Here is a 25,230-nt window from a genome sequence, read left to right as displayed (position 1 = left end):
TGAAGGTCTAAGCCGGGTTCCCGGCATCGCCAGGGAACCGGAAAATGACAGTGTGAAGGCGCTCCGCCATCGGCGGGGCGCCTTCACACGTTAAATAGGGATGATGCATCAGGGATGTCTCCGCCGTTCAGCCACCGGCCACGGACGCCAGGATCAAAACCTCGCAGCCCGGGGGCACCTGGCTGTCCAGGCCGTTGAGGGCACGCAGTTCTTCGCCGTCGAGATACACGTTCACGTAGCGGCGAAGCTTCCCTGCCTCATCCCGGATCCGGCGTTCCAACCGCGGATAATCGGCGGCCAGCCCGTCCAGCAGGGCGGCTGCGGTCAGTTCCGGGCCCGCGGGGCGGACGAGTTCGCGCTGCCCTCCGGCATCGGCTGAGAGTGCGGCAGGAAGAACCACGCGGACCGGCGGCGCTGTCATCTCAAGGAACCCGCCGGCACAATGCCGGCCCGGACACAGAGCACGTCCGGAAGATTGCCGGCAATGAGAGAGAAGCTGTCCCCTTCGTCGGCGCTGCCGAACACCTGCCCGCCGCGGGTGCCGAAGTACACTCCGGCAGGATCGGCGCTGTCCACAGCGGCGGCATCACGCAGCACCGCGTTGAAATCGGTCTCGGGAAGACCGTCGTCGAGCCGCGTCCAGGAATCCCCGGAGTCCGTGCTGCGGTACACCGCCAGATGTCCCTCAGGGGCAATGCGCTCGCCGTCGGCCTTCAAGGGGATAGTCCAGATGGTGCCGGACCTGGTGGGATGCGCCAACATGACAAAACCGAAATCCGCCGGCAGCCCGTCCGCAATGGATTGCCACGAATCGCCCGAGTTGTCAGTGCGGTACACGCCGTGGTGGTTCTGGGCGTACAGCCGGTCAGGATTACCTGCATCACGAGCCACTTTATGCACGCACTGGCCGTACTCCGGATTAGGGTCGGGAAGAAAATAGGCGCCGATGCCGGTGTTGCGCGGTATCCAGGACGCTCCGCCGTCGTCGGTCCGGTAGACGCCCGCGACGCTGATCGCCACGTGGACGGTGTCATCGTCCGGGCTGGGCAGAACGGTGTGCGCGGCTGCTCCGCCGAACCCGGCCCCCCACCCGCTGCGGTGCGGGTGGTCCCAGAAGGGCTGGTTCATCTCGAAGTGCTCTCCGCCATCGGTGGATTTCCACACGGAAATGGGTTCGGCACCTGCCCAGACCACGCCGGGGCGCCCGGCACTGTCCGGCTGCAGCTGCCAGACCCGCGTGAGCCCTTCTCCGGTGTCCGGCGGGAACCGGACCGCGCCGTCCTCCGGCTCACTCCAGGTCTGCCCAAGGTCATCGGAGTGGACCACGCACGGGCCCCAGTGCCAGTCCATGATGCCCGCGAGGATCCGCGGAACCGGACCCCGGGTATCCAGGGCCACGGAAGCAACCTCTTCCATCAAAAAGTGCGGCCCGGTCAGGTTCCAATCACGCCTGTCGGTACTGGTCGCCAGCCACAAACCCTTGCGTGTTCCGATGGCTAGGACGGCAGTGTCCCCTTCATTCATGCAGGTATTGGACCATGGACCCGCGGCATGGACAAGGGCATGCCGAAAGGTTCGCGTGGAAATCCGGGCGGGGGTCCGGTAGGTATGGGATATGGCTTTCCTGTCTCCGTCCCGGCCCGCAGCGCGATGATCTATATTGATCCGCCGCGGTGGCCCGCCCATGGCACGGTGTTTTCACATCTGGTGTCGGACACGTCGCTGTCTGAGCTCCACGCCTTCGCCGCAGCCGCCGGGATCAGCACCCGTGCCTTCGACCTGGACCACTATGACGTACCGCGGCACCGCTACCGGGATCTGGTGGCCAGCGGGGCGGTGGAGGTCGACGGCGGCATGCTGGTGCGCGTGCTCATCCGCAGCGGTCTGCGGATCAAGGCGCGGGAGCGCAATGCCTCACTCGTGCATCCGCTTCTGGCCCGCTGGGACGTGCTGGTTCCGGGTGCGCGCGAGATCGGCATGGAACTGCTCAACCGCTGGGGCGAACCGCACCGCCGCTACCATGACCGGCGGCACCTGCTCGCGGTGCTGGAAGCAGCGGAACAGCTCTCCGGGGAGCCGCCGCGGACGGTGCTGCTGGCCGCCTGGTTCCACGACGCCGTGTACCGCGGCGCCGCCGACGACGAGGAGAACTCAGCTTCCCTCGCCGGAAGCCTGCTCGCTGAAGCCGGAAGCCCGGCGCGGGAAATCCGTGAGGTCCAGCGCCTGGTCCGGCTGACGGCCGGCCACCGCCCGGAACCCGGGGATGTGTCGGGTGCGCTGCTCTGCGATGCAGATCTGTCGGTCCTGGGCCGAAGCCCGGAGGCTTACCGCCGGTATCTGGCTGATGTTCGGCTGGAGTATCCGCATCTGAATGATGCAGCCTTCGAAGCGGGCCGCCGCCGCGTGGTGGCCGACCTGCTGAAACTCGATCCGATCTTTTCCGCACCCGTTGCCCGCGCCCGCTGGGAAGAGCAGGCGCGCAGCAACCTCATGTCCGAAGGGGAACAACTGCCGCAGCGGGTCTGACCGCGGTGCAGGCTGGGAGGGGGAGGGCCTACAGTTTGATGGTGCGCAAGGGGACAGAAACAGGAGCGGGAAGCAGCAGGGACCAGCCGTGGGCCGGGCACGCCAAAGGCAGCCGGGGTTACCGGGGTGTGCTGATTGGTCTGGCCGCGGCCGGCATGGCCACCTTCGCGCAGCTGTACTCGGTGCAGGGGATCCTGCCCGGAATGGCCCGGGACCTGGACATCACCGCATCGTCCGCCGCGCTTACGGTCTCGGCTGCAACTTTGGGCCTGGCTGCAGCAGTCATTCCCTGGTCAGCTGCAGCGGACAGGTTTGGCCGGTTGCCCGTGATGCGGCTGGCGATCATCGCGGCGGTGGTGCTGGGTCTGGTGGTGCCGTTCAGCCCCGATCTGCCCGTGCTTTTGGTGCTGCGGTTCGCCGAAGGTGCGGCCATGGGCGGGATTCCCGCTGTTGCCCTGGCTTACCTTAACGAGGAAGTATCACGCGTCCACGCCGCCGTTGCGGCCGGAAGCTACGTTTCCGGCACCACCATCGGCGGGCTGGCCGGGCGACTGGTTGCCGCTCCGGTGGCCGATGCGGCGGACTGGCGCGTCGGCGTCGGCGTCGTCAGCCTCCTGGCCGCCGGCGCCGGTGTCGTGTTCATGCTCACCGCACCGAAACAGCAGGGATTTGCTCCGCTTCGCCGGTCCGATCCGGGTCCGGGACTGGGCGGGCGTCTACTGGCCAATCTGCGCAACCCGCGGCAGCTGAGCCTGTACCTGCAGGGGTTCCTCCTGATGGGCGGCTTTGTGGCGGTCTACAACTATCTGGGCTTCCGGCTCGGTGCCGCACCGTTTTCGCTGCCGCAGAGTGTGGCCAGTTTCCTGTTCCTGGCCTACCTTGCCGGTACCTGGTCCTCGCGGTCCGCCGGAGTTCTCGCCGGCCGGCTTTCCAGCCGCGGCGGCCGCAAAACGGTGCTGCTGGGTTCCATTGCCGTCATGGCCGCCGGGCTGGCCTTCACGCTCACTGCGTGGCTGCCCGCAGTGATTGCCGGGTTGGTGGTGTTCACGGGCGGATTCTTCGCTGCCCACTCCATTGCCTCCGGCTGGGCGCCGTTCCTCGCCACTGCGGGCCGGGCCCAATCCTCGTCGCTGTACAACCTCTTTTACTACGCCGGATCGAGCCTGCTGGGCTGGGTCGGCGGCATCTTCTTTCAGACCTGGGGCTGGGCCGGACTCAGTGGATTTGTGGGCGCCCTGATGGCTCTCGCAGCCGGAACCGCTGCCGTGGTGCTCACGCCGGAGTCAGGCACGGGTTCCACTGCTGATTCAGCCGGCGCGGCCGGGCCACCCGGAGGACCGTAAACTTTGAAGGTGGGCACTCCAGCACAAACCTCCGGCTCCTCCCTGGGCCGGCGCATCCTTGCCTTGGCCGTACCCGCACTCGGTGCGCTGATCGCCGAGCCGCTGTTCCTGATCGCGGATTCCGCCATCGTGGGCCACCTGGGCGTCAATGAGCTGGCCGGCGTGGGCCTGGCATCCACCGTGCTGCAGACCGCCGTCGGCCTCATGGTTTTCCTGGCCTACTCCACCACCGGCACCGTGGCCCGGCATCTGGGCGGCAACCGCCACCGCGAGGCCGTGGCCGCCGGCCGGGACGGCATCGGGCTGGCCCTCATCCTGGGGGTGCTGCTCTCCGCCGCCGGCATCCTGGCTGCGCCCGCCCTCGCCACCGCGTTGGGGGCCACCGGGGAAGTGCACGCTTTCGCCGTGGATTACCTGCAGTATTCGATGCCGGGCCTGACAGCAATGCTCGTCGTCCTGGCCGCCACCGGAGTGCTCCGCGGCCTGCAGGACACCCGCACTCCGCTGGCGGTCGCCGCCGTGGGCTTCGGCGTCAACATCGGGCTGAACTATCTGCTGGTGTACGGCTTCAACCTTTCAGTGGCCGGGTCCGCGCTGGGCACCAGCATCACCCAGTGGGGAATGGCCGGCGTCTATCTGCTTCTGGTGGGACGGATGGTGCGCCGGGCCGGGGTGCCGCTGCGTCCCTCGGCCGCCGGCATCCGGGCTACCGCCCACGTTGGCTCCTGGCTGATGCTGCGCACGCTTAGCCTGCGCCTGGCCGTGCTGGCCGCTGTGCTCGTCGCCACCGCCCAGGGGCCACAGTCCCTCGCCGCCCACCAGCTGGTCATGACCATGTTCACGTTCCTGGCCTTTGCCCTGGATGCCCTCGCGATAGCCGCGCAGGCGCTCATCGGCAAGGAACTTGGCGCCGGCAACCGGGCACTGGCACGGGAGATGACCCGCCGGATGATCCGCTGGGGTGTGGGCTTCGGCATCATCACCGGAGCGCTGCTGGCGGCCGCCGCTCCCTTTGCCGGATGGATTTTCACGCCCGACGCCGGGGTGCAGTCCGCGCTCACCGCGGGATTGTGGGTGCTGGCCGCGTCCCAACCAATCTGCGGGCTGGTTTTTGTGCTCGACGGCGTACTCATCGGTGCCGGTGACGCCCGGTACCTGGCGGTCACGGGTGTGCTGAATCTTGTGGCCTACCTGCCGCTGCTGTGGTGGGTCCACGCGTCGGGGCTGGAGGGCCCGGGCGGGATTGCCTGGCTGTGGGCGGCCTTTGCCCTCGGCTACATGAGTGCACGTGCCGTGACCCTGACCTGGCGGGTGCGCCAGGATGCGTGGATGGTCACCGGGGCGGCACCGGGCGCCGTAAGCGACTAAGCTTGTGGATGGCCAACCGGCCATACGATGCGCAGACATGAAAGCGGAGGCTCGGCAGTGGGCGATTCCAACCACGGCACCCCGTGGGTACCAATCCTCCTACGGTCCGCAACGGCGGCTGCCTTTGCCATCCTTACGGTTTTTTGGCAGTCACCCGGCGTGGGCGTACTCTCCGTTGCCGGCGGCCTGTACCTGCTGTTGACGGGGGTGTCCGTCTGGCGGATGGCCGTCCTCGCGGGCACCAGCGGTGAACCGCGGATCCGCAGCCTGCAGCTGCTGGAAGCCGCCGGCTACGCACTGGCAGGCCTGGCCGTCCTGGCACTTCGGTCCGTTGAAGCGTTCCTTGCAGCTGCCGGCCTGGCCCTGGTGGTGGGGGGCGTCGTCGAACTCTACCTCTGGGCCAAGTCCCGCAAAACGTTCCTGCCCGCACGGGACTGGCTGATCACCGGGGCAGTGAGCCTGGGAACGGCCCTGATCCTGGCTGTCGTCCAGCTGATGGGCCTCGGGGCACACGCAATGCTGGGGGTCACCGGCGGTTCGGCGATCATCATTGCCGTGATGCTGGCAACGTCGGGACTCGGTGCCCGGTGGGATGCCCGGTCACAGGGCAGCGGCCAGCCGAGCCAGTCGCCCGCCGTCCGACAAAAGCCGTAAACTAGACAACTCCGGTTCTACCTACTGTAGAACTGAGAACATTCAACGCAGCAGGAGGAACAACAGTGGCGAACAGCTCATCCGGAAGGCCGCAGAAGCGGAACTCCGTGAAGGCCCCGCTCATTTTCTCTGCCGTGCTGGCTGTGATTGCGGGTGTTGCCACCATGATCTTTGCCACCGGCGGCGCCGAGAAGGAACTGCGGGTGGATCTGGGTCTCACGGCTGCCGGAATCGCGTTCATCGCCTCGCTCCTGATCTGTTCGCTGCTCCTCATGACGGAAAAGCCGAACCCGGACCACCTCAGCGAAGGATCCGGCGTACACCGCAGCTCCGCCAAGATTCCCGGTGGGGCCGGTTCCATCGGCGCCCCCGGCTCAGCCACCGGGCCAAAGGCCGGGGAGGGCACCGCCCGGGAGAGCAGCAAAAGCACGCAGCCGGAAGCCGGCGGCGAATCCCGGCCTGCTGACCCCACCGCCTAGTCAGTCGCCGCCCTTAGCGGCGCCGCTTACGCTGCTTTCCTCCGGGGTCTTTAACCGGGGGAGCGGGACTTTCAGATGCCCGCAGGTTCTCGGGACCATCAAGCATCCGGCCGAGTCCGGCGAGCTGGTCCCGGTCCTCGCGATCCGTCACCCCTGACCCGGGCTGTGCGGCGGCGGATACAACAGTGCCGCGCCGGCCCCGTATGACAAGCAGGCCTCCAAGCGCGACGGCGGCAAGGCCGGAGGCCAGGGCCAGCATCAGCATGGCGTAAAACCAATAGAGCGCGAGGTTCGGAGGCGCCGATAGGGGAGGCGTCAAAAGGCCGGTAAGGCAGGCGAGCCAGTACGCTGCGCAGCTGCCGATGATGATCCAGGCGGTCCGGGATGGAAGGGACAAGAACAGGTTCTGCAGCTTCTGATCCATGAACAGGTCCTAGGAAGAGGCCGTGGTGCCGTCTGCTCGACGCCCTCAAGTCTAGGCAGGCCCAACCGGACCGGACCAGCCAGTTGCCCGTTTACGGTCCGTTTGTGGCGAGGGGGGTTGCGGGGCCGCTGGACTCCTCCACAATGACCTTTACCGCCCCGGTAGGCTGCTGGGTAGCTACGGCATCGGTCAGGGGCTGGACCTGGTCTGCCGGAACTCGGACCGTGATGCTTCCGGTCCGTCCGCTGGTGCCGAGCCAGTGCAGCTGGACCTGCGGAGCTGAGTCCGTGCCCAGCCAGGTCTTGAACGCATCCACAGCATCCTTGAGCTGGTCAGCCGTGAACTGGGTCAGGTAGGGAACGGCTCCGGCTTCCGTCACTGCCGCCTCGGCTTCCGGGGTGGTAACGGCCACGTGGAGTTGGTTGTCCTCGATCCAGGCATCGGAGTATGCGGAACCAAGATCGGTTTTCAGCTGTGTGTGCAGCTGCAGGAGCTGGGTCATGTTTTCATCCATTGCTGTGTCGGGGCCAGAGGGAGTGGCCGGAACGGCGCCCGTCGTCCCGGCGGCGGTGCTGTCCGGTGCGGCAGCGGTTGCCGGGGTTTTGGGATTCGCTGATGAGTCTGCGCCCGCGGAAGCCGGGGATGCAGAGGGCCCCTGAGACTGTGGATCCTGCCCGCAGCCGCTGAGGAGCAACAGGACAGCGGTGGCCAGCGCCGCAACCGGTGCCGCAGCCGCGCCGCGGGTCTTTTTCGGGATGGACATCTTGCCTCCTGGGTTTCCAAGTACGAAATACCAAAGCGGGCCCCGGCACAAGGCCGGGACCCGCTTTGGTCTTTTCACGCTAGCCGCAGATTAGGCGTCCTGCATCCGGCGGCGGTTCATCAGCAGGGCGCTGATGCCACCGATGGTGAGCAGTGCGCCTGCTCCGGCAAAGAGGCCCATGCCGGCAGCGCCGGTGTCGGGCAGGCCGTCACCGTTGTTGTCCGGTGCGGGTACCGGTGTGGGGTCGCCCGGCTGGGGAGCTACGGGCGGTGCCTGCTCTTCGACGACGACTTTAGTGACCGTGAAGACCAAATATGCGTCCTCAGAGGTTGCTCCGTTGAGGGTCTGTGACGCCCGTACCGAGTAGCTTCCTGGAGAGAGGGCCGGAAGACCAACGGTCCAGCTTCCGTCTTCTGTAACCTCAGCGTTGGCCTTGAAATCACCGATCATGACTGAAAGCTCGGCGCCTGCAACGCCGGTGCCGGAGATCTTTTCGGGTGTTGAATCCTCAGCGAAGTCCTGGCCGTCATTAAGTGAGGTGATGATCGGCTTGTTCGGAATGACCGCAAACTTGGAGGTTGCCTTCGGTGACACATTTTTGCCCTCGATGCCATCCTGACGTGCGGTTACCGTGTAGTTGCCGTAGGACAGTGCGTCCTCAAGCGTGTACTCCCAGTTTCCCTTGGTATCGACGGTGGCGGTGCCAGGTTTCGCGTCCGCAGCAGCTTCCTCCGCAGCGTCTACAGTGTCAGCGGCGGACGCACCTGCGACCTCTACAGTTACCGTGGCGCCGGGGGCGCCGGTGCCCTTGATGGTCGTGAGTGAATCGATGATTCTATCGCCGGCAGCCGGGTTGGTGATAACCGGAGCAGGCAGCGGAGCTTCCTTGACCGTCAGTTCGTAAGAGACGGTCTTGGACTCGTTGAAGCCGTTCACTGCCTGAACCGTGAATTCCAGCTTTCCGCCGTCAGGAACGGTGGCCGGAGCCGGGAAGCTCCAGGTTCCGTTCACGACGTCGAGGTCCGCGGTCTCACCGTTGACGGTGAGCTTGACCGTGCTGCCGGCCGGAGCCGTGCCGCTGATGGCCGCGTCGGTCAGAACGGTGCCCTTGTCCTCATGCGAAGTCAGAGCCGGCGCGTCAACGAACACGGCAACGGAGTAGCCGGGCAGGCGCAACATGCCGTCGGAAAGAGTGGTGGAGAAGAAGTAGTTTCCATCCTCGGGGCCGGCACTGACGAGGCCCATGGCATTGGAACCGGAAATCACGGAGCCGCCGGAGTCACCCGGGGCGGCGTTCTTCTCAAGCGTCGATTCAAAACCCCATACGCCGCGGGCTCCATCTGCGGCGCCCACGTAGAACTCGCCGATGGCGGAGACGTCACCGCAGCTCCAGCCGGTGGTGCGGCCGGACTTGCACATCGGAGCGCCGACAACGGGGTCGGTGGTTCCGGTGACCTTGACGGTGTCGGCCGTCAGGTCCTGCGGATTGGTCCACTGGGTGACCTCGGGCAGCAGGTCAAGGTCACTGTTGATGCCGTTGATGACACCAATATCGGTGCCGATGTTCTCCGTGGAGCCGAGCTCGGTGGGTGAATTGTTCTCGCCGCCGAACTGAGAGAATCCCCAGGTGCCCAGATCGGAACCCAGCGAAGGCTGGGTGCCGTTGCCTGCGGGGTCGTCTGCCGGATTCGTAAGGATGGTGTCCGTGGCCTGGCCGTCATCGGCGCAGTGTCCGGCGCTGATCACGGCGGGAGCACCTTCGGCATTGAAGGCGTTGAAGCCAATAGAGCACGATCCGCCGGAGTTGCCGGTGAAGGTGGCGTAGCCGTGACCGTTGACAACGTCCTCCAGGGCATTGGCCGGACCGGACGCGTCGATGACTGTAACGCTGGGATTGTTCTTGGCGAAGGCGTCGGCCGGAGTGGTTCCGGCTGCTTTGGCAAGGCGCTCGGCGAGCAGCGAACCATCAACAACAGCGGGCGCAGCTTTCTTCGCCTTGATGACATAGCCGTCAGCCGTCAGCATGATGGACTGCAGGCCTTCCACACCGACGCTGGAGATGTATTCGGTGCGAAGGTTCCTAATGACTTCGCGGGGGTCGCCCGAGAGGCTTACCGGAGCAGCGATTTCTTCCTCTGCCGCCGGTTCTTCGGCAGCTTCGGTCGGCTCGGCACTGGGAGCCCCGGTGGCTGCCTCGGTGGCCTCGGCCTCCGGCTCGGCGGCCTCAACGTCGCCTTCTTTGGCTGCGGGGGCCACCAGAGTGGCATCCAGCTCGAGGGCGAGGGCCTCGAGGGCCTCTCCCGAACCGGTGATGACAATCTTGCCGTCTTCGATGACAACGCTTACGAAGCCTTCGGTGGCCTGGAGCTTGGGAAGGGCATCTGCTGCCTTTTGGCCCAGCTCGCCGGCTGCCTCGAATTCCTCGACTGTCATGCCGAGGTCGCGCAGAAGGGCTTCGGCCAGGCCGGGAGCCAGGGTTCCTGCCTCTTCGGCGGGAGCTTCTTCAGCGGGTGCGGCCTCTTCGACAACCGTTTCTTCAACGACGGTCTCGTCAACCGGCGCTTCGGCGGTTGCGGTGGCTGGTGTGATGTCCGGCTCTGCGGCCGGAGAGGCGATGGCCGGCGAAGCGATAAACGCTCCGCTCACCGCCAGTGCTGTTGCGGCGCCCAAGGCGCCCACGCGTTTGTAAAACGCGCTCGAGTTGTCCTGCAATTGAAACCCCCATTTTGTACTGGCACAGACCGCATCTCCGTAATTGGCACAGGGGTAACCCTGGCCGGAACATCGCGGAATCGAGACTGTGTTGAATAGCCGTTCGCCGAGACGGCGGACGAAGCTCAACGTGATCATAGCTTCAGGTGACTAAACTAACAAGAGCACTTACCAGTTTTGGGGAGAGTGGAGGCAAGAAAGCTGCGGGCGTCAGCGGGCGGCCTTCTGTGTTGCCGCCCGCCGGCTGCGGTAGGAGCGAACATGCTCTCGGTTTCCACAGTTTCCCGTGTCGCAGTAACGCTTGGACCGGTTGCGGGTCAGGTCGAGGATGACCGCCGTGCAATCCGGAGCGGCACAGGTTCCGAGCCGGTCCAGCTCGCCGCCGCGCAGGACGTCCGCCAGCGCCATGGCAGCCTCTGTGGCCAGCCGTTCCTCCAGGGGCGCCGCGGGCGAGGTGCAGTGCAGATGCCATCCCCACTCGTCGTGGCGAACCACCTGCGGCAAAGCGCGGGCGTTGCGCAGCAATTGGTTCACGCCGACTGCCAGGCGCTCTTCGTCCGCGGTCCACAGCTGACGCAGTCCGGTCCGGAGATGCCGGACCGCTCGCAGTTCCGCAGCGGTGTGCGTGCGGGACCCGCTGAAACGCTCCCGGGCCAGGAACACGTCCAAATCGGCAGGGGTGAGCAGGGCATCGGGACCGGTTGCTGCGGTGTTGATAAGCGCTGCCGCCGTGCTGAGCGAGTCCGCAGTGTCATGTCCTAAAGCCATTATGATTCCTGACATGTTGGTAACAGGTCTTCTCAGTGTAATGGTCTAGGGGTCAGAATGAACCTGACAGGTCCCGAGGGACTCTCTTCTGCTCTCTTGGAGGCATCGTGAAACGTTACGCGGGCAAGGAGCCCACGATGGCTGACAGTTCCGGGAGCACCGGAGGGAAGCCGGGCAGCACGGGCATTGCGGTTGCCCTCTTGTCCTCTGCCGTCTTTGGTCTCTCGGGGTCGTTTGCCAAATCTCTGCTGGAAACGGGGTGGACGTCCACTTCGGCCGTTGCTGTCCGCATGGGCGGTGCCGCCCTGGTGCTGTTCATCCCGGCGCTGCTTGTGCTGCACGGCCGCTGGCATCAGGTCCATGAGAACTGGAAAACCATCCTTGCGTTCGGATTCATTGGCGTCGCGGGCTGTCAATTCTTCTACTTCAATGCAGTGGAAAGGTTGTCAGTAGGTGTGGCGCTGCTCCTGGAGTTCCTGGCACCCGTGCTCATGGTGTTGTGGATCTGGGCCGCCACGCGGCGGCGGCCCGGGCTGAAGACCATCGGCGGAGCCCTGGCGGCAATCGCCGGACTTGTGCTCGTACTGGACATCGGCGGGGAGGTGCAATTGGATCCGGTGGGTGTCCTCTGGGGCCTGGCGGCGGCAGTGTGCCTTGCCATCTACTTCTTCCTTACCGCCAGGCAGAACGACTCCCTGCCGCCGCTCGTGCTGGCCACCGGAGGGATGATCGTGGGGGCGGCCACCATGGTGGTGCTGGGCGCCGTGGGCATTCTTCCCACCGGTTTCAGCACCGGCGACGTGGTGCTGGCCGGCCGGGTGGCCCCGTGGTGGGTTCCGCTGGCGGGTCTGGTGTTGTTCTCGACGGTGCTGGCCTATGTCACCGGGATTGTGGCAGCACGGACCCTCGGATCCCGCGTGGCCTCCTTTGTGTCGCTGACCGAAGTGCTTTTTGCGGTGCTCTGGGCCTGGCTGTTCCTGTCCGAACTGCCCGGCACCGTGCAGCTGATCGGCGGTGCCCTGATTGTGCTGGGTGTGGTGCTGGTTCGCTCCGACAAAACCGCCGGTATGCCCGGGGAGGCTTTGCCGGAGCCGGACCCGTCGGCCTGAGGCCCGCCGCCCGGTTGCACGCTGCGGCGGGCCCGTCAACTAAACCTGCGGTTCGACCTGCGCCTCGTTCGCACCCGCTGCCGCATCCACCCGGATCTCGCGCTTAAGGATCTTGCCCGTGGGCCCCTTGGGCAGGGCGTCGGTCAGCAGGACCCGCCGGGGATACTTGTAGGCAGCCAGTCGGTCCTTGGCGAAGTCACGGATCTCAGCGAGCAACGCTGCCCGGGCACCGTCGTCGGCAGGCAGGACGTCCTCCTTCAGGCCCACCACTGCCACAATTTCCTCACCGTGCAGTTCATCGGGGACACCAATGACGGCAGCTTCCGCGACGGCGGGATGCTCGTACAGCACCTCCTCAACCTCGCGGGGATAGACGTTGTAACCTCCGCGCAGAATGACGTCCTTCTTGCGGTCCACAATGTAGATGTTTCCGGCCCCGTCGACCCGGCCCAGGTCTCCGGTGCGGAACCAGCCGTCCGGAATGGCCGCCTGCGTTGCTTCGGGGTTGTTCCAGTACCCCTTCATCACGCCGGTGCCCTGGACAGCAAGCTCACCCACTTCCCCCACCGGCAGATCAGCGCCGTCATGGTCCACCACGCGCACCAGCATGCCGTCCACCGCCTTGCCGATGGAGCCGGCCATGCGGTCCGGGCCCGGCAGATTGAAGGAGACCACGGGTGAGGTTTCGGAGAGGCCGTAGCCTTCCAGCAGCTGAGTGCCGAAAACCCGTTCGAACTCATGCAGCACCTCCAGCGGCATGGCCGAGCCGCCCGTTATCGCTCCGCGGAGAGTGGAAACATCAGTCGCAGCCAGGTTCGGATGACGCAGCATGCCCACGTACATGGTGGGGACGCCCTCAAAGATGGTGACGCCGTCGCGCTCAATGATCTCCAGTGCCTTTCCGGCATCGAACCGCGGGAGCAGGCTGATCGAGGCTCCGGCCATGACCGCGGAGTTCAGCGCTGACGTCTGACCGAACACATGGAAGAACGGCAGTCCGCCGAAGATGACGTCCGATTCCAGGGTGTGCAGCAGGTTCCGTGAGATCTCGGCGTTGCTGACCAGATTGTTGTGTGTCAGAGCGGCGCCCTTCGGCCGTCCCGTGGTGCCCGAGGTGTAGAGAATGACGGCGATGTCCTCCCCGTCCACGTCCTGCACCTCAATCACCGGGTCAGCCTCAGCCAGCAGCTGCAGAAAGCCGCCGCCGTCCACGGGGATAACCTCGATGCCGCCGGCCTCCTCGGCGCCGCCCACTGCTTCGGCGGCAATACCCTCCCAGGCAAAAACCAGCTTCGCGCCGGAATCCTGCAGGTGATAAGCCACTTCGCGTGCTTTGAGAAGCGGATTCATGGGCACCACCACGGCGCCGTAGCGAAGCACCCCGTAGTATGCGAAAGCCATCTGGGGAATGTTGGGCATGATCAGGGCCACCCGGTCTCCCGGTTCAATCCCGCGGTCTGCGAGGACGCCGGCGACTTTTGCGCTCATGGCATCGAGCAGCGAATACGTGACCGAGGTGTCATCGAGTTTCAGGACCGGGCGGTCCGGAATCCGGGCTGCCGTATCGGTGAGAATTCCGGCGAGGTTTTGCATGAAGATCTCCTTTGATCAGACATGGAACGCAGGTCAGCATCCAACTGGCCAAATGGGTGACCAGCATCACATACTGAGCGGTATGTACGCAGTGTAACCTGCCCGGACATCTTCCGACGGGGTGGTGCGGCGAAAATTTCCGCCGCCGGAACACGCTCCGTTCAGGCTGGTTGTCCCATCTGATCGGTGAGGGTGCAGGGCGTTGTCCCGTGCCCGCCCTTGATGAGTCCCCGTTCACGGAATCCCTGCAGCCAGCCGCCCATCGGCCAGGCGCCCCAGCGGGCATGGAACAGGTTGGCGTTCCGCACAATGTCCGCCAGGTGCTGGACGGGTGGATCCTGAGTGGGGTGGAACTGGTGGTAGGCCCGAGCCGCTCCGACCCAGGCCAGGCCGGCACCGGCGCGTCCGGCCAGGCGTGCATAGTCGGTGTCCTCGCCGCCGTAGCCGGTGTAGTCCTCGCAGAACCCGCCGATCCGGTCCCATGTTGCCGCCGTGACGGCAAAGGACAGGGACCAAAACAGATCCGGATTGTCCTCAGGGATGATCTCGTCCGGCTGCGGGGCAGGCCGGGCGGGGTGCGGCGAGTCCAAATCCTGGAGCCGGTCCAGGCAGTAGCCCTCAGGCCCGGGCGGCTCCAGATAGGTGACCGGGCCGCAGAGCAGCCGCGCTGCGACGGCGTCATCCTTGGCTGCCGCTGCGTAGCCAGCCACCAGGTCCGTTCCCGGGAGACAGTCGACGTCCAGGAAGAGCAGCAGGTCAGCGCCGCGCTGCAGTGCTGCACGCGCCCCGGCGTTCCGGGCCTTGGCCAGCGGCAGCGCCGTGCCCGTCCGGGGGAGTTCGACGACGGTTCCGGGCAGACGCGGGTCGGGGAAGGAAGCTGCAACTCCGGGGTCATCCATGGCGACGATTACATAGTCATCGGGCAGCTGCGAGGAGCGAAGCAGCGCCTGCTGCTGGGCCGCCAGATGTGCGTGCCGGCCGTGCACCAAGGTGATGACAGTGACCTTCACGGCGCCGCTCCCGCCGGGACGGGTCTTGGTGCGGCCACGTCCGCGATGACCTGCGCGGCGCGGGCCGCTCCCTGACCGTCGTTCCAGACAGCCCAGCCGCGGCCGTCCAGTTTTTCGGCAGCTGCCAGTACCTGGGCCCAGTCACCCCGGGCGAAACTGCGCGAGACGATGACGGGGAGTCCGGGCATCCGGGACAGTGCCCGGCCGGTGGTGAACTGTTCCTGATGGGGCCGTTCCAGGGGGACGACCACTGCGGGTACACCGGCAGCGGCGGCATCCGCAACGGCGCCCTGCCCCGCGTGGGTAACCACCAGGGAAGCATCCCTGAGATGCGGGAGAGGATCCGCGGTCCGGTTTCCGGGGTTTGTCCCCAGCGCAACCCAGTCCACACCGGGTGTCTGGCGCCGGGCGTCCTCGATGTCGGCGTCATTCATCCCGCCGCCGCCGGCGCCGCCCAGCACCAGGACCCGGGTGACAGGCCCGGGCGGGCGTCCGGGCCGGACCGGGATGCCGGAGATCGCGCCGACAGGGACCAGTTTTCCGCTGAGGCAGTCATCTGAGACGGCGAGCATGTCCGGTGCTTCAGGTGGCCAGGCCGAAATCACGGCGTCCGAAATTCCAAAACCAAGCGTGTGGGCAGGGTCCCTGCGCAGCCCGGGCAGCGCCACGGAGACCACGGGAACGCCGTGCAGCCGTGCCAGCACGGCGGCTTCAACCGAGACGTCGGCAACAAGAACAGCCGGAGCAGCCTCCCGCAGCCAGGCCGAAAGCTGTCCCATGCGTTCGCGCAGCCCGGCGTCGTGCAGCGGCACCCAGTGCAGCCGGCCGTTGGCATCCACGGATGCCGGTTCCGAACCGGTGTCATCCCGGTCCAGCTGGATCCACGGGTTGTCCCAGCCGCCGGGCCGGGGGAGGGAGGACAGAGCCGTCACACTTCCGGCCGGCAGATGCGCTGCGATTGCCTGGGCCCGGCGCAGGTGCCCCATGCCCTGATGATGGATGTAGTAGCCGATCATGCTGTGACCATCTGCCGGCTGGCTTCAAGAAGCAGTGCTTCGTACTCGTCCACCATCCGCTCATGGGAGCAGAACGTCTCAGCCCGGCGCCGCGCGGCATTCCGGTCCAGAGCTGACGCCTCGCGCAGGGCCACGGCGAGGGCGCCGACGTCATCCGCCGGTGCAAGGCGACCGCAGTCCGGAGTGAGGATTTCGGGCAGGGCGCCCCGCTCGAAGGCGGCAACCGGGGTGCCTGCCGCAAGGGCTTCGGCCGCCACCAGGCCGTACGGCTCATCCCAGCGCGGGGTTACGAGCGCTGCGCAGGCGCCCTGGACGGCCCGGCGCAGATGGGAATGGTCCAGGTGTCCCAAGTAGCGGATGTCCGTGCCAAGATGCGGGCGGACTTCGGATTCGAAGTAGCTGCTGTCGAAGACGGGGCCGGCCAGATCCAGGGGGATTCCCGCCGCTTTGGCCGCTTGGATGGCAAGGGCCGTTCCCTTCTCCGGCACAATCCGGCCAAACCAGATGGCGGAGCCGCCGCCGGGGCCCTGCTGCCAGCGCCCGGTGTCGATACCGTTCAGGATGGCCGTGCTGTCCACCAGGTCCGCCCAGGCATTTCGGGTGTGGGAACTAACGGCAATAAACCGTGTGGCGTCGCCGCGCACACGGATTGCCGACTCGATCCATCCCACCGGAGGCGTGTGCAGGGTGGTGATCAGCGGAACGCGGAGCATTCGGGACATGGCAATGGGCAGGTGGTGGATGCTGGTATTCAGGACGGCGTCGTACTTTTCATGCCCGTGTTCGGCCAGATCGAGCATGAGCGAGAGATACGCATGGTGTTCTGCCATCCACTGCTCGGGGAGGGCTCCGACGTCGTTCCGCGCCGTCTGGCTCATTTCGAAGACCGGGATGTCGAGGAAGTTTACCCGGAGCTCCGGGTCGGAACCGGCCGCTGCGAAGAGGGTGATTTCATGCCCGCGGGCCGTCAGGGCGGAGACCAGGGCGTGGGTGTGCGCCTCCAGGCCGCCAGCGAACGGTTCGCTGATGGGGAAGCGGGAGGGGCCGATGATGCAGAGCCTCATTGCAGCACACCGCTGCGCTCGAGGAGCTCCGCGTAGAGTTCCGCGTGACGGGCGGCAATGGCGTTCCGCTGCTCGGCCCGGGCGCGGGGCTTAAGCGGCGCGGGCGGGCCGGCGTGCCGTGCGGCCCGGACGGCTGCTTTCAGGGAGGCGGCATCCAGTCCGTCCTCATTGTGGGAGTAACCGAACACCGGACCTTGATCTGCATAGAAACCGCAGTCGGGTGCGGCCACCGCGGTGCCGAGGTCCCGGCAGGCTTCCAGCCAGCCCGAATGGGTGCCGAAGCGGTAGGGGAGCACTGACAGATCCAGCCCGGCGAGATAGTCCCAGAGCTGATCATCCGGCAGGAAGTCGTGGATGTGCAGTTCGAGTTCGCCGGAACGGGACTTTCGTTCCAGGAACTGCGCCAGCTCGGCGTCGTACCGTGCGCCGCCGGGCTCCAGGACATCGCAGTGCCCGTTCACCTGAACCACCATGCCGCCGTCTTCCCGGGCGAGTTCCAGCAGCACCCGGATCACCGGAAGGGGGTCCATGCTGGCCCTGAGGCTCTTGACGTGCACGCCCACGCGGTAGGGGCCGCCGCTCCCGGCCTCCTCGGCGCGCCGGGCATAATGCGCCATGGTTTGGGGTTCGACGACGTGCGGGTGGGCAATGACGTCCGGGCGGCGGCCCCAGCGGTGTTCAATTTCCGCCGCGGCACCCTCGGTCAGGGTAATCAGCGCGTCAGCGCCGGGAATCAGGACATCCAGGTGGGCGTCGTGGGCGGCGGGGGACTCGTGGTGCGGGTTGCGCAGATCATGCACGGTGTAGACCAGCGGCTTGCCGTTCCGCCGGAGCGCCGCCACCACCTCCTGCAGGTCCCGGGGGTCCAGGGCGTCGAAGCCGAAGTGGATGTGGAACACATCGAAGAGATCCGCGTTGGCGTCAATCCACTGGGCGGAGAGCATCACCGGGGGCCACCATTTGCCCGTGGCCGGGTTGTCCGGTGAGTCCGGGTCCGGATCCGGGAGGCGGACAATCTCGGGGGTTTCCGGCGCAGTTCCCGGCAGGGGGTCCAGATGGCGGACGTAGACGTGTCCGGAAGGAATACTCGCCACCCGTATGGAGTTCCGCGGCTGCAATCTGTGACCCCGCTTCTTCAAGGCGCCGTGCCCGGTAAGAACCGGGAGCGGCGCGGGAGATGAAATAGTAAGTACCGTTAGTAATCAATAGCATACGGACGCTGGAAGGTGGCAAAGCTGTATATGGACGCGGTGACAAACCCCCTGGAGGAACTCCCGCAGCTGATCGCTGATGAAGTGGAGCGGGCCGGCCTGACGGTGGCAACCGCCGAGTCGCTGACCTGCGGCAACCTTACCGGCGCCCTGGGCCGCGGAGGGGGCACCGGCGAGTGGCTGAGCGGCGGGATCGTTGCCTACCTGACGGAAATCAAGCAGACCGTGCTGGGTGTCAGTGAAGGCCCTGTTGTGAGTGCGCGGTGTGCTGAAGAAATGGCCGCGGGAGCTGCCCGGTTGTTCAACGCCGATTTGACCGTCTCCACTACGGGGGCGGGCGGACCGGGACCGTTGGAAGGGAAACCGGCCGGAACCGTTTTCATCGGCTGGAGCCTGCACGGGAAAACAGGTCACTCCGAGTACTTGTTTGACGGAGACCCGACGGAAGTGCTGGAAAAGACCGAAGCCGCGGCGCTGCAGCAGCTGTACGACCTGGCCCGGAAGGTATAAGACTGCGGGGCGGTTACGCGAGTTCCAGATTCTCGACGACGGCGGCAAGGTGCCTGCGTTCCCCTACCCCCAGCCCGCGCACCGGCAGGGGGAGGCAGTTTCGGTGAGCCAGGCCCAGCTGCTCGGCGACGGCCGCAATGACGCGCAGGCTCCCGTGTTCGGCAAAGAGCTCCCACAGCGGAGCCATCCGTGCAGACTCGGCTGCCGCGTCTGCGTGCCGGCCTTCCTGTGCGGCACGCATGATCCGCACCATCTCGCCGGGCAGGGTGCCCGCCGCGGCTGAGTACCACGCGTCGCACCCGGCGGCGAGTCCGCCGGCGGCAGCAGCATCCCCGGAGATACCGACGGTTACATGGTCCGGAATCACGGCACGGACGGCGCTGACCCTTTCCGGTGCGGCTGCGGCGGATACCGGAGGGATCTTGATCGACGCTATTCCGGGCAGCTCCGCAATTCTGCCGTAAAGTGCGGTGCTGAAAGTGAAATGGGTCGTGCCGGGATTGTCATAAACAATGACCGGCACATTGGAGGAGTCCGTGACTTCCCGGAAAAGGCCGTAAACGTCGTCGTCCGTCAGGGCCTGGTAACTCACCGGAGCCAGCAGGATCCCTGCGGCGCCTGCTTCTTCCGCAGCCCGGACATGGGTCAGGACCTCGGAAGTGCGCAGCGCCCCGACCCCGACGATCAGCGGCTTCGATCCAGCACTTGCCGCGGCCAGCTGCACCACGCGCCGGCGCTCCCCGGCGCTCAGATAGGGGTAGGAGCCGGTGGAGCCCAGCACTGCGATCGAATCGACGTCGGACTCGGCCAGCCGCACCATCAGGCGGACAAAAGCACTTTCATCCACGGCGTCATTGTGCAGCGGTGTCAGGGGAAAAGCGCTCAGGCCGGTAAACAATGCACGCTCCCTCCGATTATGTGCAGCGAACACACTTTCCTCTGCGCATTAGTATGCATTATGTTCCCAGACAAAGACGTTCCGGATAGGTCAGGTCCTGTCAGCAGAACATCACCGCCCTCCTCGCAGAGCCCGGGCCAGTGTGACATCGGCCGCCCGCGCCGCGGAGCCGGATCGGAGGGTGCCTGCGCGGCGGTAATCTGGAAGCGGATTCGACGCACGGCCCCGCACACCCCGTCCCGGCCACCGGATCCTCCCAGCACATCCGAACGGAACAGCCTTGCCCGCAATGACACCAAGTGCACCTGCCCCGGCCGCCCGGCAGTCTGTCCTGTCCACGCTGCGCTCGCCGCGGCTGCTGAAAACCGAGGTCCTGGCCGGACTCGTGGTGGCCCTGGCGTTGATCCCCGAAGCAATCGCGTTCTCCGTGATCGCCGGCGTGGATCCGCGGATGGGTCTTTTCGCGTCCTTCACCATGGCAGTCACCATCGCTTTCGTGGGCGGCCGCCCGGCCATGATCTCCGCTGCCACCGGCGCCGTCGCCCTGGTCATCGCCCCGGTGGTGGCCAGCCACGGCGTGCAGTATCTGGTGCCAACGGTCATCCTGGCCGGCATCCTGCAGATCCTGCTGGCGCTTGCCGGCGTCGCCAAGCTCATGCGCTTCATCCCGCGCTCCGTGATGGTGGGCTTCGTCAACGCCCTGGCCATCCTGGTCTTCTCCTCCCAGCTGCCCGAGCTGATCGGCGTGCCCTGGCTGGTTTACCCGGTGGTCGCCGTCGGGCTGGTGATTGTTTTCGGCCTGCCCCGGCTGACGACGGCGGTGCCCGCACCGCTGGTGGCGATTGTGGTGCTGACCGTTGCCGCCGTTGCCGCGGGCTGGGAGATCCCCACGGTCGGGGACAAGGGTGCGCTGCCCGACAGTCTCCCCGCCCTGCTGTTTCCCGACGTGCCGCTGACCCTCGAGACGCTGCAAATCATCGCTCCGTACGCCCTCGCCATGGCCTTTGTGGGCCTGCTGGAATCCCTCCTGACCGCCAAACTGGTCGATGACATCACCGACACCCGGTCCTCCAAGCCGCGTGAGGCGGCCGGTCAGGGCATCGCCAACATCGTCACCGGCTTCTTCGGCGGCATGGGCGGCTGCGCCGTCGTCGGGCAGACCATGATGAACGTCAAGGCCTCGGGTGCCCGCACCCGGATTTCCACTTTCCTGGCCGGAGTGTTCCTGCTCATCCTGGTGGTGGCACTCGGGGACATCGTGGCGCTGATCCCCATGGCGGCACTCGTGGCCGTGATGATCTTCGTCGCCTGGGCGGCCTTTGACTGGCACAGCATCCGGCCCTCCACCCTGCGCCGCATGCCCAAGTCCGAAACAGCCGTCATGGCCATCACCGTCGTGGCCACGGTGTTCACCCACAACCTGGCCATCGGCGTCGGAGCGGGAACCCTCGCCGCCATGGTGCTGTTCGCGCGCCGGGTGGCGCACTTCGTCACCGTGCAGCGGGCAGCGGCGGACGACGGCGGCACAGTCACCTACACGGTGCGCGGCGAGTTGTTCTTTGCCTCCTCCAATGACCTCTACACCCAGTTTGAATACGCCCTGGATCCGGATGACGTGCTGATTGACCTCAGCGCCTCGCATGTTTGGGATGCCTCGACCGTAGCCGCGCTGGACGCCATCACGGAAAAGTACCGGAGCCGGGGCAAGACCGTCCGCATCACCGGTTTGAATGACTCCTCCGACGCCATCCGTTCCCGGCTCAGCGGCCAGCTGGGCGACTAAGGCGCTACGCTCGGCTCATGAGTGCCGTGCATGCCGTCATCCCTTCGCCCATCGGGTTACTGACCCTGGTGGCCGACGGCGGTGCCCTCACGGCGGTGTACATGGAGAACCACCGGCGCGGACCTGCGCCGGACACGCTGGGCGCGCAGGTACCCCTGGACGCTGCCGCTGTCCTGGCGCGGACGCGGGACCAGCTGGGCGAGTACTTCGCCGGTGACCGGCGGGAGTTCGACCTGCCGCTCGCCCCGGCGGGAAATCCGTTCCGGCAGCGGGTCTGGGCCCTCCTGCAGGAGATTCCCTTTGGCGCAACGCGGTCCTACGGCGACCTGGCCCGCGAGCTGGGCGATAAAAACCTGGCTCAGGCCGTCGGTTCAGCCAATGCGCGCAATCCGGTTTCCGTCATCATTCCCTGCCACCGGGTCGTCGGCGCGGCCGGTGCGCTGACCGGCTATGCCGGCGGGCTGCAGCGCAAGCACTTTCTGCTGGGGCTGGAGGATCCCCGGCAGGTCCAGGACGTGCTGTTCTGAAATCCGCGGGCGCAGGCCGGGGAGCCCGTGCGGTGAGACCATGGGAGCTGAAACCGGAGCCGGCTCACAAAAGCTGTTTCGGAAACGTCTACCGGGTGTGGAAGTGAAACCGTTCGAAGCCATTGTCAGGGAGCACGGCCCGGCCGTGCTGCGGGTCTGCCGTGCCGTGCTGGGCCCGCAGGACGCCGAGGACGCCTGGTCGGAAACGTTCCTGGCCGCGCTGCGCGCTTATCCCGGGCTGCCGCCGGGGGCCAACATCCAGGCCTGGCTGGTGACGATCGCCAAGCACAAGACCATAGACGTCCACCGTGCCGCCGGCCGGCGGCCTGTGCCCGTCGGTGAACTGCCCGAGACCGCGTTCCGCCCGGGGCCCGTTGCCCGTGCCCCTGGAAACGGCAGTGCACCGGAGGGCTCCGAGTGCTTTGACCCGTTGTGGGAGGCACTCAAAACTCTGCCGCAGCGCCAGCGTGAAGCCCTTGCCTACCACCACCTGGCGGGCCTGCCCTATGCCGAGGTGGCAGTGCTGCTGGGTGGAACGGAGGCAGCGTGCCGCCGGTCGGCAGCGGACGGCATGAAGAAACTGCGCAGCCTGAACCTGGAGGAGTCCCGATGATCCCGCTGCAGGACAACCCAATGCAGGAAAGCCCGCTGGAACGACTGATTCAGGCGCCGGGACCCGGACGGGAGATGGCCGACCGCGACACCCTGGACCGGCTGCAGAAACGTCTGGGGGCTGCCGCCGAGCAAGCCGGGCTGCTGGATGTGGGGTACACAGTTGTTGAGACCCCGGTGGGGAAGCTGCTGCTGGCCGCCACGCATGCAGGCCTGGTACGGGTGGCCTTTGACTGCGAAGACCATGACGCCGTGCTGGCCCTGCTGGCCGAACGCATCAGCCCCCGGATCCTGGCCGCACCGGACCGGCTCCAAGCCGCCGCCGCTCAGATCACCGAGTACTTTGACGGAACCCGCCGCACTTTCGACCTGCCCCTGGACCTGCGGCTAACGGCAGGGTTCCGCCGCTCCGTCGTGGAGCATCTGCGGGACATTGGTTACGGATCCACTGCAACATATTCGGCCGTTGCCGCCCTGGCAGGAAGCCCCGGCGCGGTCCGAGCCGTCGGGACCGCCTGCGCCCTGAACCCGCTGCCCGTGGTGGTGCCCTGCCACCGGGTGGTGCGCTCGGACGGCAGCACGGGCGGCTACCGCGGCGGCCCTGCTGCCAAACGGCTTCTGCTGAACTTGGAGGCAGCCGCATGAACAGTGCACTCTTTCCGCCCGAACGTACCGAACCGGGGCCGGGCGCCGTCCACGTACCCGGGTGGCTGGACCTGGCGGCCCAGCGGGAGATTGTCCGGGCCTGCCGGCAGTGGGCGGTGGGACCGGTGCCCATGCGCGCCGCCGTCATGCCGGGCGGGCATCCGATGTCGGTGCAGACGGTATGCCTGGGCTGGCACTGGCAGCCGTACAAGTACACCCGCACTGCGGACGACGCCGGCGGCGGACGGGTGGCCGACGTGCCCGACTGGCTGATCACCCTGGGCCGGCGGGCGTTGGCCGAAGCGTACGCCACCCCCGGCCGGCCCGGATACGCCCCGGAGCTGTGGAAACCCGAGGATTACACCCCGGACACGGCGCTGATCAATTACTACGCGCACGGCGCCCACATGGGCATGCACCAGGACAAGGATGAGAAATCCAGCGCCCCTGTGGTTTCCCTGAGCATCGGCGACACCTGTATATTCCGCTTTGGGAATACATTGACCAGGACCCGGCCGTTCACCGATATCGAGCTGAATTCCGGCGATCTTTTCGTGTTTGGCGGCCCCTCCCGGTTTGCATACCACGGTGTGCCGAAGACCTTTCCGGACACAGCCGACCCCGCTTCCGGACTTGCCCGGGGCCGGATCAACATCACCCTGCGCATGACCGGTTTGTCCTGATGCCGGCGCTGACCCGGAGTGTCCGGCACGTTCTGCCCTGCGCCGAACCGTTCGCCTGGCAGCCGCTGTTCCGCGCTCTTGCGGCCCACGCAGTGCCCGGGGTGGAGCGGGCGGAATACGACGACGGCGGGGCCTGGGTGGAGCGCCTGGTGCCCGCGCCGTCCGGGCCGGCTCTGGTCCGCGTCCGGTTCGGCCATCCGGGCGCCGTGGAGGCAGAGCTTTCCCTGGATGGGGCGACTCCGGCGAAGGCCCGGGGGCAGGAAGAAGCCGCGGTGCTCGCATTGGTTCGGCGCTGGCTGGATCTGGAGGCGGATCCGGCCGTCATCGATCCGTTTCTCTCCGGTTTTGACCTTCTGGCTCCGCTGGTGGCGGTGTCCCGGGGTTTGCGGGTGCCGGGATCGGTGGACGGCTTCGAGACCGCAGTCCAGACGGTGCTGGGCCAGCAGGTCTCGCTGGCGGCTGCCCGTACTTTCGGCGCCCGGCTCGCGGCATCCTACGGCGGTGCCGAACGGGACGGGCTGCGTGCCTTCCCCTCGCCTGAAGAGCTGGCTGCCGTGCCGCCGTCGGAACTGCAGCTGGCCGTGGGGCTGACACACGCCCGGGCACGCACCGTCACCGCGCTGGCCGGAGCAGTTGCTTCCGGGCTGGAGATCAGCCCGGAAGCTGACGCCGGATCAACCAGGAGCGCGCTGCTGGCGCTGCCGGGAGTTGGGCCCTGGACCGCCGATTATCTTGCGGTGCGTGTCTTCGGTGACCGGGACGCGTATCCGGCCGACGACCTGGTGCTTAAGCGGGCGCTGGGAGTTGCGACGGCGCGTGCGGCGGCGGCGCTCTCCGAACCTTGGCGGCCGTGGCGTGCCTATGCCCTGTTCCACCTGTGGACTGCAGCTGCCTACGGGGCTGCCCGAACGGAAAAGCCAAGCGATAAGAGCACCGTCAGGCACCGAGCAGGGTGAACGCGAGGCAGACAAGGGCCGGCCCGCCCTGAATAAGGGCCGGACGGATCATCCGGCGGTTGCTGAACACCAGGACCAAAGCGGCCAGCACCATTGACGCAGCGGCAAAACTCATCAGGGTCAGCCCGGCCACACGACTGCCGGCCCCGAGCAGAACCACACCCAGCATCGCTCCCACGGCCAGGAAGAGGTTGTAGAAGCCCTGGTTATAGGCCAGGCCCTGGGTGTAGGCAGCTTCCTGCGGAGTGGAGATTCTAAACACCGCCATGGTTGCCGGCGCAGTCCAGCGCAGGGACTCCAGCACAAAGATGTACAGATGAATAGCCGCGGCAATCACGGCAAAGACGGCTGCGGTAATGAGCACTTTGACTCCTCCTGGGCCGGTGACAGCTGATTCCGGGTCCGGATTTCCGTCCGGGAACCAAAGAGGCAGCCGTCGCGGTCTTTCCATCGTTTCACCGGCACTGCGGGCGGCCAAGGGCCGGAAGGTCTTTCGGTTGGCGGAGGAGCGGGAATGGCCGCTAGCCTTGAAGAGGCGCCCGGTCTTTCCTCCGGGAGCTCGTGTGGGCACTTAAA

General features: G+C 66.5%; 26 protein-coding genes. 13 read left to right on the top strand and 13 right to left on the bottom strand.

The features are described 5' to 3' along the window. Positions 1-127: 127 nt before the first annotated feature. Together CXR00_RS05395 and CXR00_RS05390 are read right to left on the bottom strand one after the other, a co-directional pair. The gene (locus tag CXR00_RS05395; RefSeq protein WP_104053435.1) at positions 128-421 is read right to left on the bottom strand and encodes a MoaD/ThiS family protein; all 294 of its coding nucleotides are present in this window, start codon (positions 419-421) and stop codon (positions 128-130) included. Beyond that, positions 418-1,524 (bottom strand): glycosyl hydrolase, encoded by a 1,107-nt coding sequence (locus tag CXR00_RS05390; RefSeq protein ID WP_104053434.1) that lies wholly within the window; start codon positions 1,522-1,524, stop codon positions 418-420. The genes CXR00_RS05395 and CXR00_RS05390 overlap by 4 nt, the downstream gene beginning before the upstream one ends. A gap of 84 nt (positions 1,525-1,608) precedes the next feature. Here CXR00_RS05390 and CXR00_RS05385 point away from each other — a divergent pair, with 84 nt between their 5' ends. From CXR00_RS05385 to CXR00_RS05365, 5 genes are all read left to right on the top strand, one after another. Further along, positions 1,609-2,526, top strand: a complete 918-nt coding sequence (locus CXR00_RS05385) for a DUF4031 domain-containing protein (protein WP_258060275.1) — start codon at positions 1,609-1,611, stop codon at positions 2,524-2,526. Between the two features lie 41 nt (positions 2,527-2,567). Continuing rightward, positions 2,568-3,869 (top strand): MFS transporter, encoded by a 1,302-nt coding sequence (locus CXR00_RS05380; protein ID WP_258060274.1) that lies wholly within the window; start codon positions 2,568-2,570, stop codon positions 3,867-3,869. Between the two features lie 9 nt (positions 3,870-3,878). Continuing rightward, on the top strand, positions 3,879-5,237 hold the full coding sequence (locus CXR00_RS05375) for an MATE family efflux transporter (protein ID WP_104053752.1): 1,359 nt from the start codon (positions 3,879-3,881) through the stop codon (positions 5,235-5,237). 57 nt (positions 5,238-5,294) lie between these two features. Further along, the gene (locus tag CXR00_RS05370; protein ID WP_104053432.1) at positions 5,295-5,891 is read left to right on the top strand and encodes a hypothetical protein; all 597 of its coding nucleotides are present in this window, start codon (positions 5,295-5,297) and stop codon (positions 5,889-5,891) included. 65 nt (positions 5,892-5,956) lie between these two features. Further along, complete coding sequence (locus CXR00_RS05365) at positions 5,957-6,370, top strand: hypothetical protein (protein ID WP_181032194.1); 414 nt, start codon at positions 5,957-5,959, stop codon at positions 6,368-6,370. A 13-nt stretch (positions 6,371-6,383) separates the two neighbouring features. Here the strand turns inward: CXR00_RS05365 and CXR00_RS05360 are convergent, their stop codons facing one another. The 4 genes from CXR00_RS05360 to CXR00_RS05345 form a co-directional block, all read right to left on the bottom strand. Beyond that, positions 6,384-6,794, bottom strand: coding sequence for a hypothetical protein (locus tag CXR00_RS05360; protein WP_104053431.1), 411 nt, complete (start codon positions 6,792-6,794; stop codon positions 6,384-6,386). A gap of 91 nt (positions 6,795-6,885) precedes the next feature. Continuing rightward, positions 6,886-7,557 carry a hypothetical protein gene (locus tag CXR00_RS05355; protein ID WP_104053430.1) on the bottom strand — a complete coding sequence of 224 codons (672 nt, stop codon included), beginning with the start codon at positions 7,555-7,557 and terminating at the stop codon, positions 6,886-6,888. Between the two features lie 90 nt (positions 7,558-7,647). Beyond that, positions 7,648-10,269 carry a hypothetical protein gene (locus CXR00_RS05350; protein ID WP_181032479.1) on the bottom strand — a complete coding sequence of 874 codons (2,622 nt, stop codon included), beginning with the start codon at positions 10,267-10,269 and terminating at the stop codon, positions 7,648-7,650. A 210-nt stretch (positions 10,270-10,479) separates the two neighbouring features. Beyond that, on the bottom strand, positions 10,480-11,037 hold the full coding sequence (locus tag CXR00_RS05345; protein WP_104053428.1) for a CGNR zinc finger domain-containing protein: 558 nt from the start codon (positions 11,035-11,037) through the stop codon (positions 10,480-10,482). A 137-nt stretch (positions 11,038-11,174) separates the two neighbouring features. On the opposite strand from CXR00_RS05345, the gene CXR00_RS05340 reads away from it, so the two are divergent. Next, positions 11,175-12,146: a DMT family transporter gene (locus CXR00_RS05340; protein WP_104053427.1), complete on the top strand. Its 972-nt coding sequence runs from the start codon at positions 11,175-11,177 to the stop codon at positions 12,144-12,146. 39 nt (positions 12,147-12,185) lie between these two features. Here the strand turns inward: CXR00_RS05340 and CXR00_RS05335 are convergent, their stop codons facing one another. From CXR00_RS05335 to CXR00_RS05315, 5 genes are all read right to left on the bottom strand, one after another. Beyond that, on the bottom strand, positions 12,186-13,739 hold the full coding sequence (locus CXR00_RS05335) for a long-chain fatty acid--CoA ligase (protein ID WP_104053426.1): 1,554 nt from the start codon (positions 13,737-13,739) through the stop codon (positions 12,186-12,188). Between the two features lie 161 nt (positions 13,740-13,900). Further along, positions 13,901-14,749 (bottom strand): glycosyltransferase family 2 protein, encoded by an 849-nt coding sequence (locus CXR00_RS05330; RefSeq protein WP_104053425.1) that lies wholly within the window; start codon positions 14,747-14,749, stop codon positions 13,901-13,903. After that, a complete protein-coding gene (locus CXR00_RS05325; protein WP_104053424.1) occupies positions 14,746-15,765 on the bottom strand; it encodes a glycosyltransferase in 1,020 nt (339 codons plus the stop codon). The genes CXR00_RS05330 and CXR00_RS05325 overlap by 4 nt, the downstream gene beginning before the upstream one ends. Next, entirely contained in the window at positions 15,762-16,829 is a 1,068-nt protein-coding gene (locus tag CXR00_RS05320; RefSeq protein ID WP_104053423.1) for a glycosyltransferase, read from the bottom strand. Before CXR00_RS05320 ends, CXR00_RS05325 begins: the two co-directional genes overlap by 4 nt. Further along, positions 16,826-17,923 carry a glycosyltransferase gene (locus CXR00_RS05315; protein WP_104053422.1) on the bottom strand — a complete coding sequence of 366 codons (1,098 nt, stop codon included), beginning with the start codon at positions 17,921-17,923 and terminating at the stop codon, positions 16,826-16,828. Before CXR00_RS05315 ends, CXR00_RS05320 begins: the two co-directional genes overlap by 4 nt. 156 nt (positions 17,924-18,079) lie before the next feature. Here CXR00_RS05315 and CXR00_RS05310 point away from each other — a divergent pair, with 156 nt between their 5' ends. Beyond that, a complete protein-coding gene (locus CXR00_RS05310; RefSeq protein ID WP_258060273.1) occupies positions 18,080-18,550 on the top strand; it encodes a CinA family protein in 471 nt (156 codons plus the stop codon). Between the two features lie 13 nt (positions 18,551-18,563). Here the strand turns inward: CXR00_RS05310 and CXR00_RS05305 are convergent, their stop codons facing one another. Further along, the gene (locus CXR00_RS05305) at positions 18,564-19,448 is read right to left on the bottom strand and encodes a dihydrodipicolinate synthase family protein (RefSeq protein WP_104053420.1); all 885 of its coding nucleotides are present in this window, start codon (positions 19,446-19,448) and stop codon (positions 18,564-18,566) included. Positions 19,449-19,737: 289 nt separating this feature from the next. Between CXR00_RS05305 and CXR00_RS05300 the strand changes: the two genes are divergently transcribed. The 6 genes from CXR00_RS05300 (at position 19,738) to CXR00_RS05275 (ending at position 24,654) form a co-directional block, all read left to right on the top strand. Beyond that, positions 19,738-21,231 (top strand): SulP family inorganic anion transporter, encoded by a 1,494-nt coding sequence (locus CXR00_RS05300; protein WP_104053419.1) that lies wholly within the window; start codon positions 19,738-19,740, stop codon positions 21,229-21,231. A 17-nt stretch (positions 21,232-21,248) separates the two neighbouring features. Further along, entirely contained in the window at positions 21,249-21,758 is a 510-nt protein-coding gene (locus CXR00_RS05295) for a methylated-DNA--[protein]-cysteine S-methyltransferase (protein ID WP_104053418.1), read from the top strand. Positions 21,759-21,861: 103 nt separating this feature from the next. Further along, positions 21,862-22,371: an RNA polymerase sigma factor gene (locus CXR00_RS05290; protein ID WP_258060272.1), complete on the top strand. Its 510-nt coding sequence runs from the start codon at positions 21,862-21,864 to the stop codon at positions 22,369-22,371. Between the two features lie 74 nt (positions 22,372-22,445). Next, complete coding sequence (locus CXR00_RS05285; RefSeq protein ID WP_104053751.1) at positions 22,446-23,015, top strand: methylated-DNA--[protein]-cysteine S-methyltransferase; 570 nt, start codon at positions 22,446-22,448, stop codon at positions 23,013-23,015. Beyond that, positions 23,012-23,698 (top strand): alpha-ketoglutarate-dependent dioxygenase AlkB, encoded by a 687-nt coding sequence (locus CXR00_RS05280; RefSeq protein WP_104053416.1) that lies wholly within the window; start codon positions 23,012-23,014, stop codon positions 23,696-23,698. Before CXR00_RS05285 ends, CXR00_RS05280 begins: the two co-directional genes overlap by 4 nt. Beyond that, on the top strand, positions 23,698-24,654 hold the full coding sequence (locus CXR00_RS05275) for a DNA-3-methyladenine glycosylase (RefSeq protein ID WP_104053415.1): 957 nt from the start codon (positions 23,698-23,700) through the stop codon (positions 24,652-24,654). The genes CXR00_RS05280 and CXR00_RS05275 overlap by 1 nt, the downstream gene beginning before the upstream one ends. Here the strand turns inward: CXR00_RS05275 and CXR00_RS05270 are convergent. Then, positions 24,635-25,018, bottom strand: coding sequence for a DUF1304 domain-containing protein (locus CXR00_RS05270; protein WP_237688627.1), 384 nt, complete (start codon positions 25,016-25,018; stop codon positions 24,635-24,637). The two genes, CXR00_RS05275 and CXR00_RS05270, sit on opposite strands and share 20 nt — an antisense overlap. Between the last annotated feature and the right edge of the window lie 212 nt (positions 25,019-25,230).

The sequence above is a fragment of the Arthrobacter sp. 9E16 genome, from assembly GCF_002929435.1.
GTDB lineage: Bacteria > Actinomycetota > Actinomycetes > Actinomycetales > Micrococcaceae > Arthrobacter_B > Arthrobacter_B sunyaminii.
This window is presented reverse-complemented; position numbering and strand designations above follow the sequence as displayed.

What these genes read in the sequence shown, in the direction of transcription:
- CXR00_RS05395 (WP_104053435.1), bottom strand. Translation starts at nt 421, where the DNA reads ATGACAGCGCCGCCGGTCCGCGTGGTTCTTCCTGCCGCACTCTCAGCC.
- CXR00_RS05390 (WP_104053434.1), bottom strand. Translation starts at nt 1,524, where the DNA reads ATGAATGAAGGGGACACTGCCGTCCTAGCCATCGGAACACGCAAGGGT.
- CXR00_RS05385 (WP_258060275.1), top strand. Translation starts at nt 1,609, where the DNA reads ATGGGATATGGCTTTCCTGTCTCCGTCCCGGCCCGCAGCGCGATGATC.
- CXR00_RS05360 (WP_104053431.1), bottom strand. Translation starts at nt 6,794, where the DNA reads ATGGATCAGAAGCTGCAGAACCTGTTCTTGTCCCTTCCATCCCGGACC.
- CXR00_RS05355 (WP_104053430.1), bottom strand. Translation starts at nt 7,557, where the DNA reads ATGTCCATCCCGAAAAAGACCCGCGGCGCGGCTGCGGCACCGGTTGCG.
- CXR00_RS05345 (WP_104053428.1), bottom strand. Translation starts at nt 11,037, where the DNA reads ATGGCTTTAGGACATGACACTGCGGACTCGCTCAGCACGGCGGCAGCG.
- CXR00_RS05340 (WP_104053427.1), top strand. Translation starts at nt 11,175, where the DNA reads ATGGCTGACAGTTCCGGGAGCACCGGAGGGAAGCCGGGCAGCACGGGC.
- CXR00_RS05335 (WP_104053426.1), bottom strand. Translation starts at nt 13,739, where the DNA reads ATGCAAAACCTCGCCGGAATTCTCACCGATACGGCAGCCCGGATTCCG.
- CXR00_RS05325 (WP_104053424.1), bottom strand. Translation starts at nt 15,765, where the DNA reads ATGATCGGCTACTACATCCATCATCAGGGCATGGGGCACCTGCGCCGG.
- CXR00_RS05320 (WP_104053423.1), bottom strand. Translation starts at nt 16,829, where the DNA reads ATGAGGCTCTGCATCATCGGCCCCTCCCGCTTCCCCATCAGCGAACCG.
- CXR00_RS05300 (WP_104053419.1), top strand. Translation starts at nt 19,738, where the DNA reads ATGACACCAAGTGCACCTGCCCCGGCCGCCCGGCAGTCTGTCCTGTCC.
- CXR00_RS05295 (WP_104053418.1), top strand. Translation starts at nt 21,249, where the DNA reads ATGAGTGCCGTGCATGCCGTCATCCCTTCGCCCATCGGGTTACTGACC.
- CXR00_RS05285 (WP_104053751.1), top strand. Translation starts at nt 22,446, where the DNA reads ATGGCCGACCGCGACACCCTGGACCGGCTGCAGAAACGTCTGGGGGCT.
- CXR00_RS05280 (WP_104053416.1), top strand. Translation starts at nt 23,012, where the DNA reads ATGAACAGTGCACTCTTTCCGCCCGAACGTACCGAACCGGGGCCGGGC.
- CXR00_RS05275 (WP_104053415.1), top strand. Translation starts at nt 23,698, where the DNA reads ATGCCGGCGCTGACCCGGAGTGTCCGGCACGTTCTGCCCTGCGCCGAA.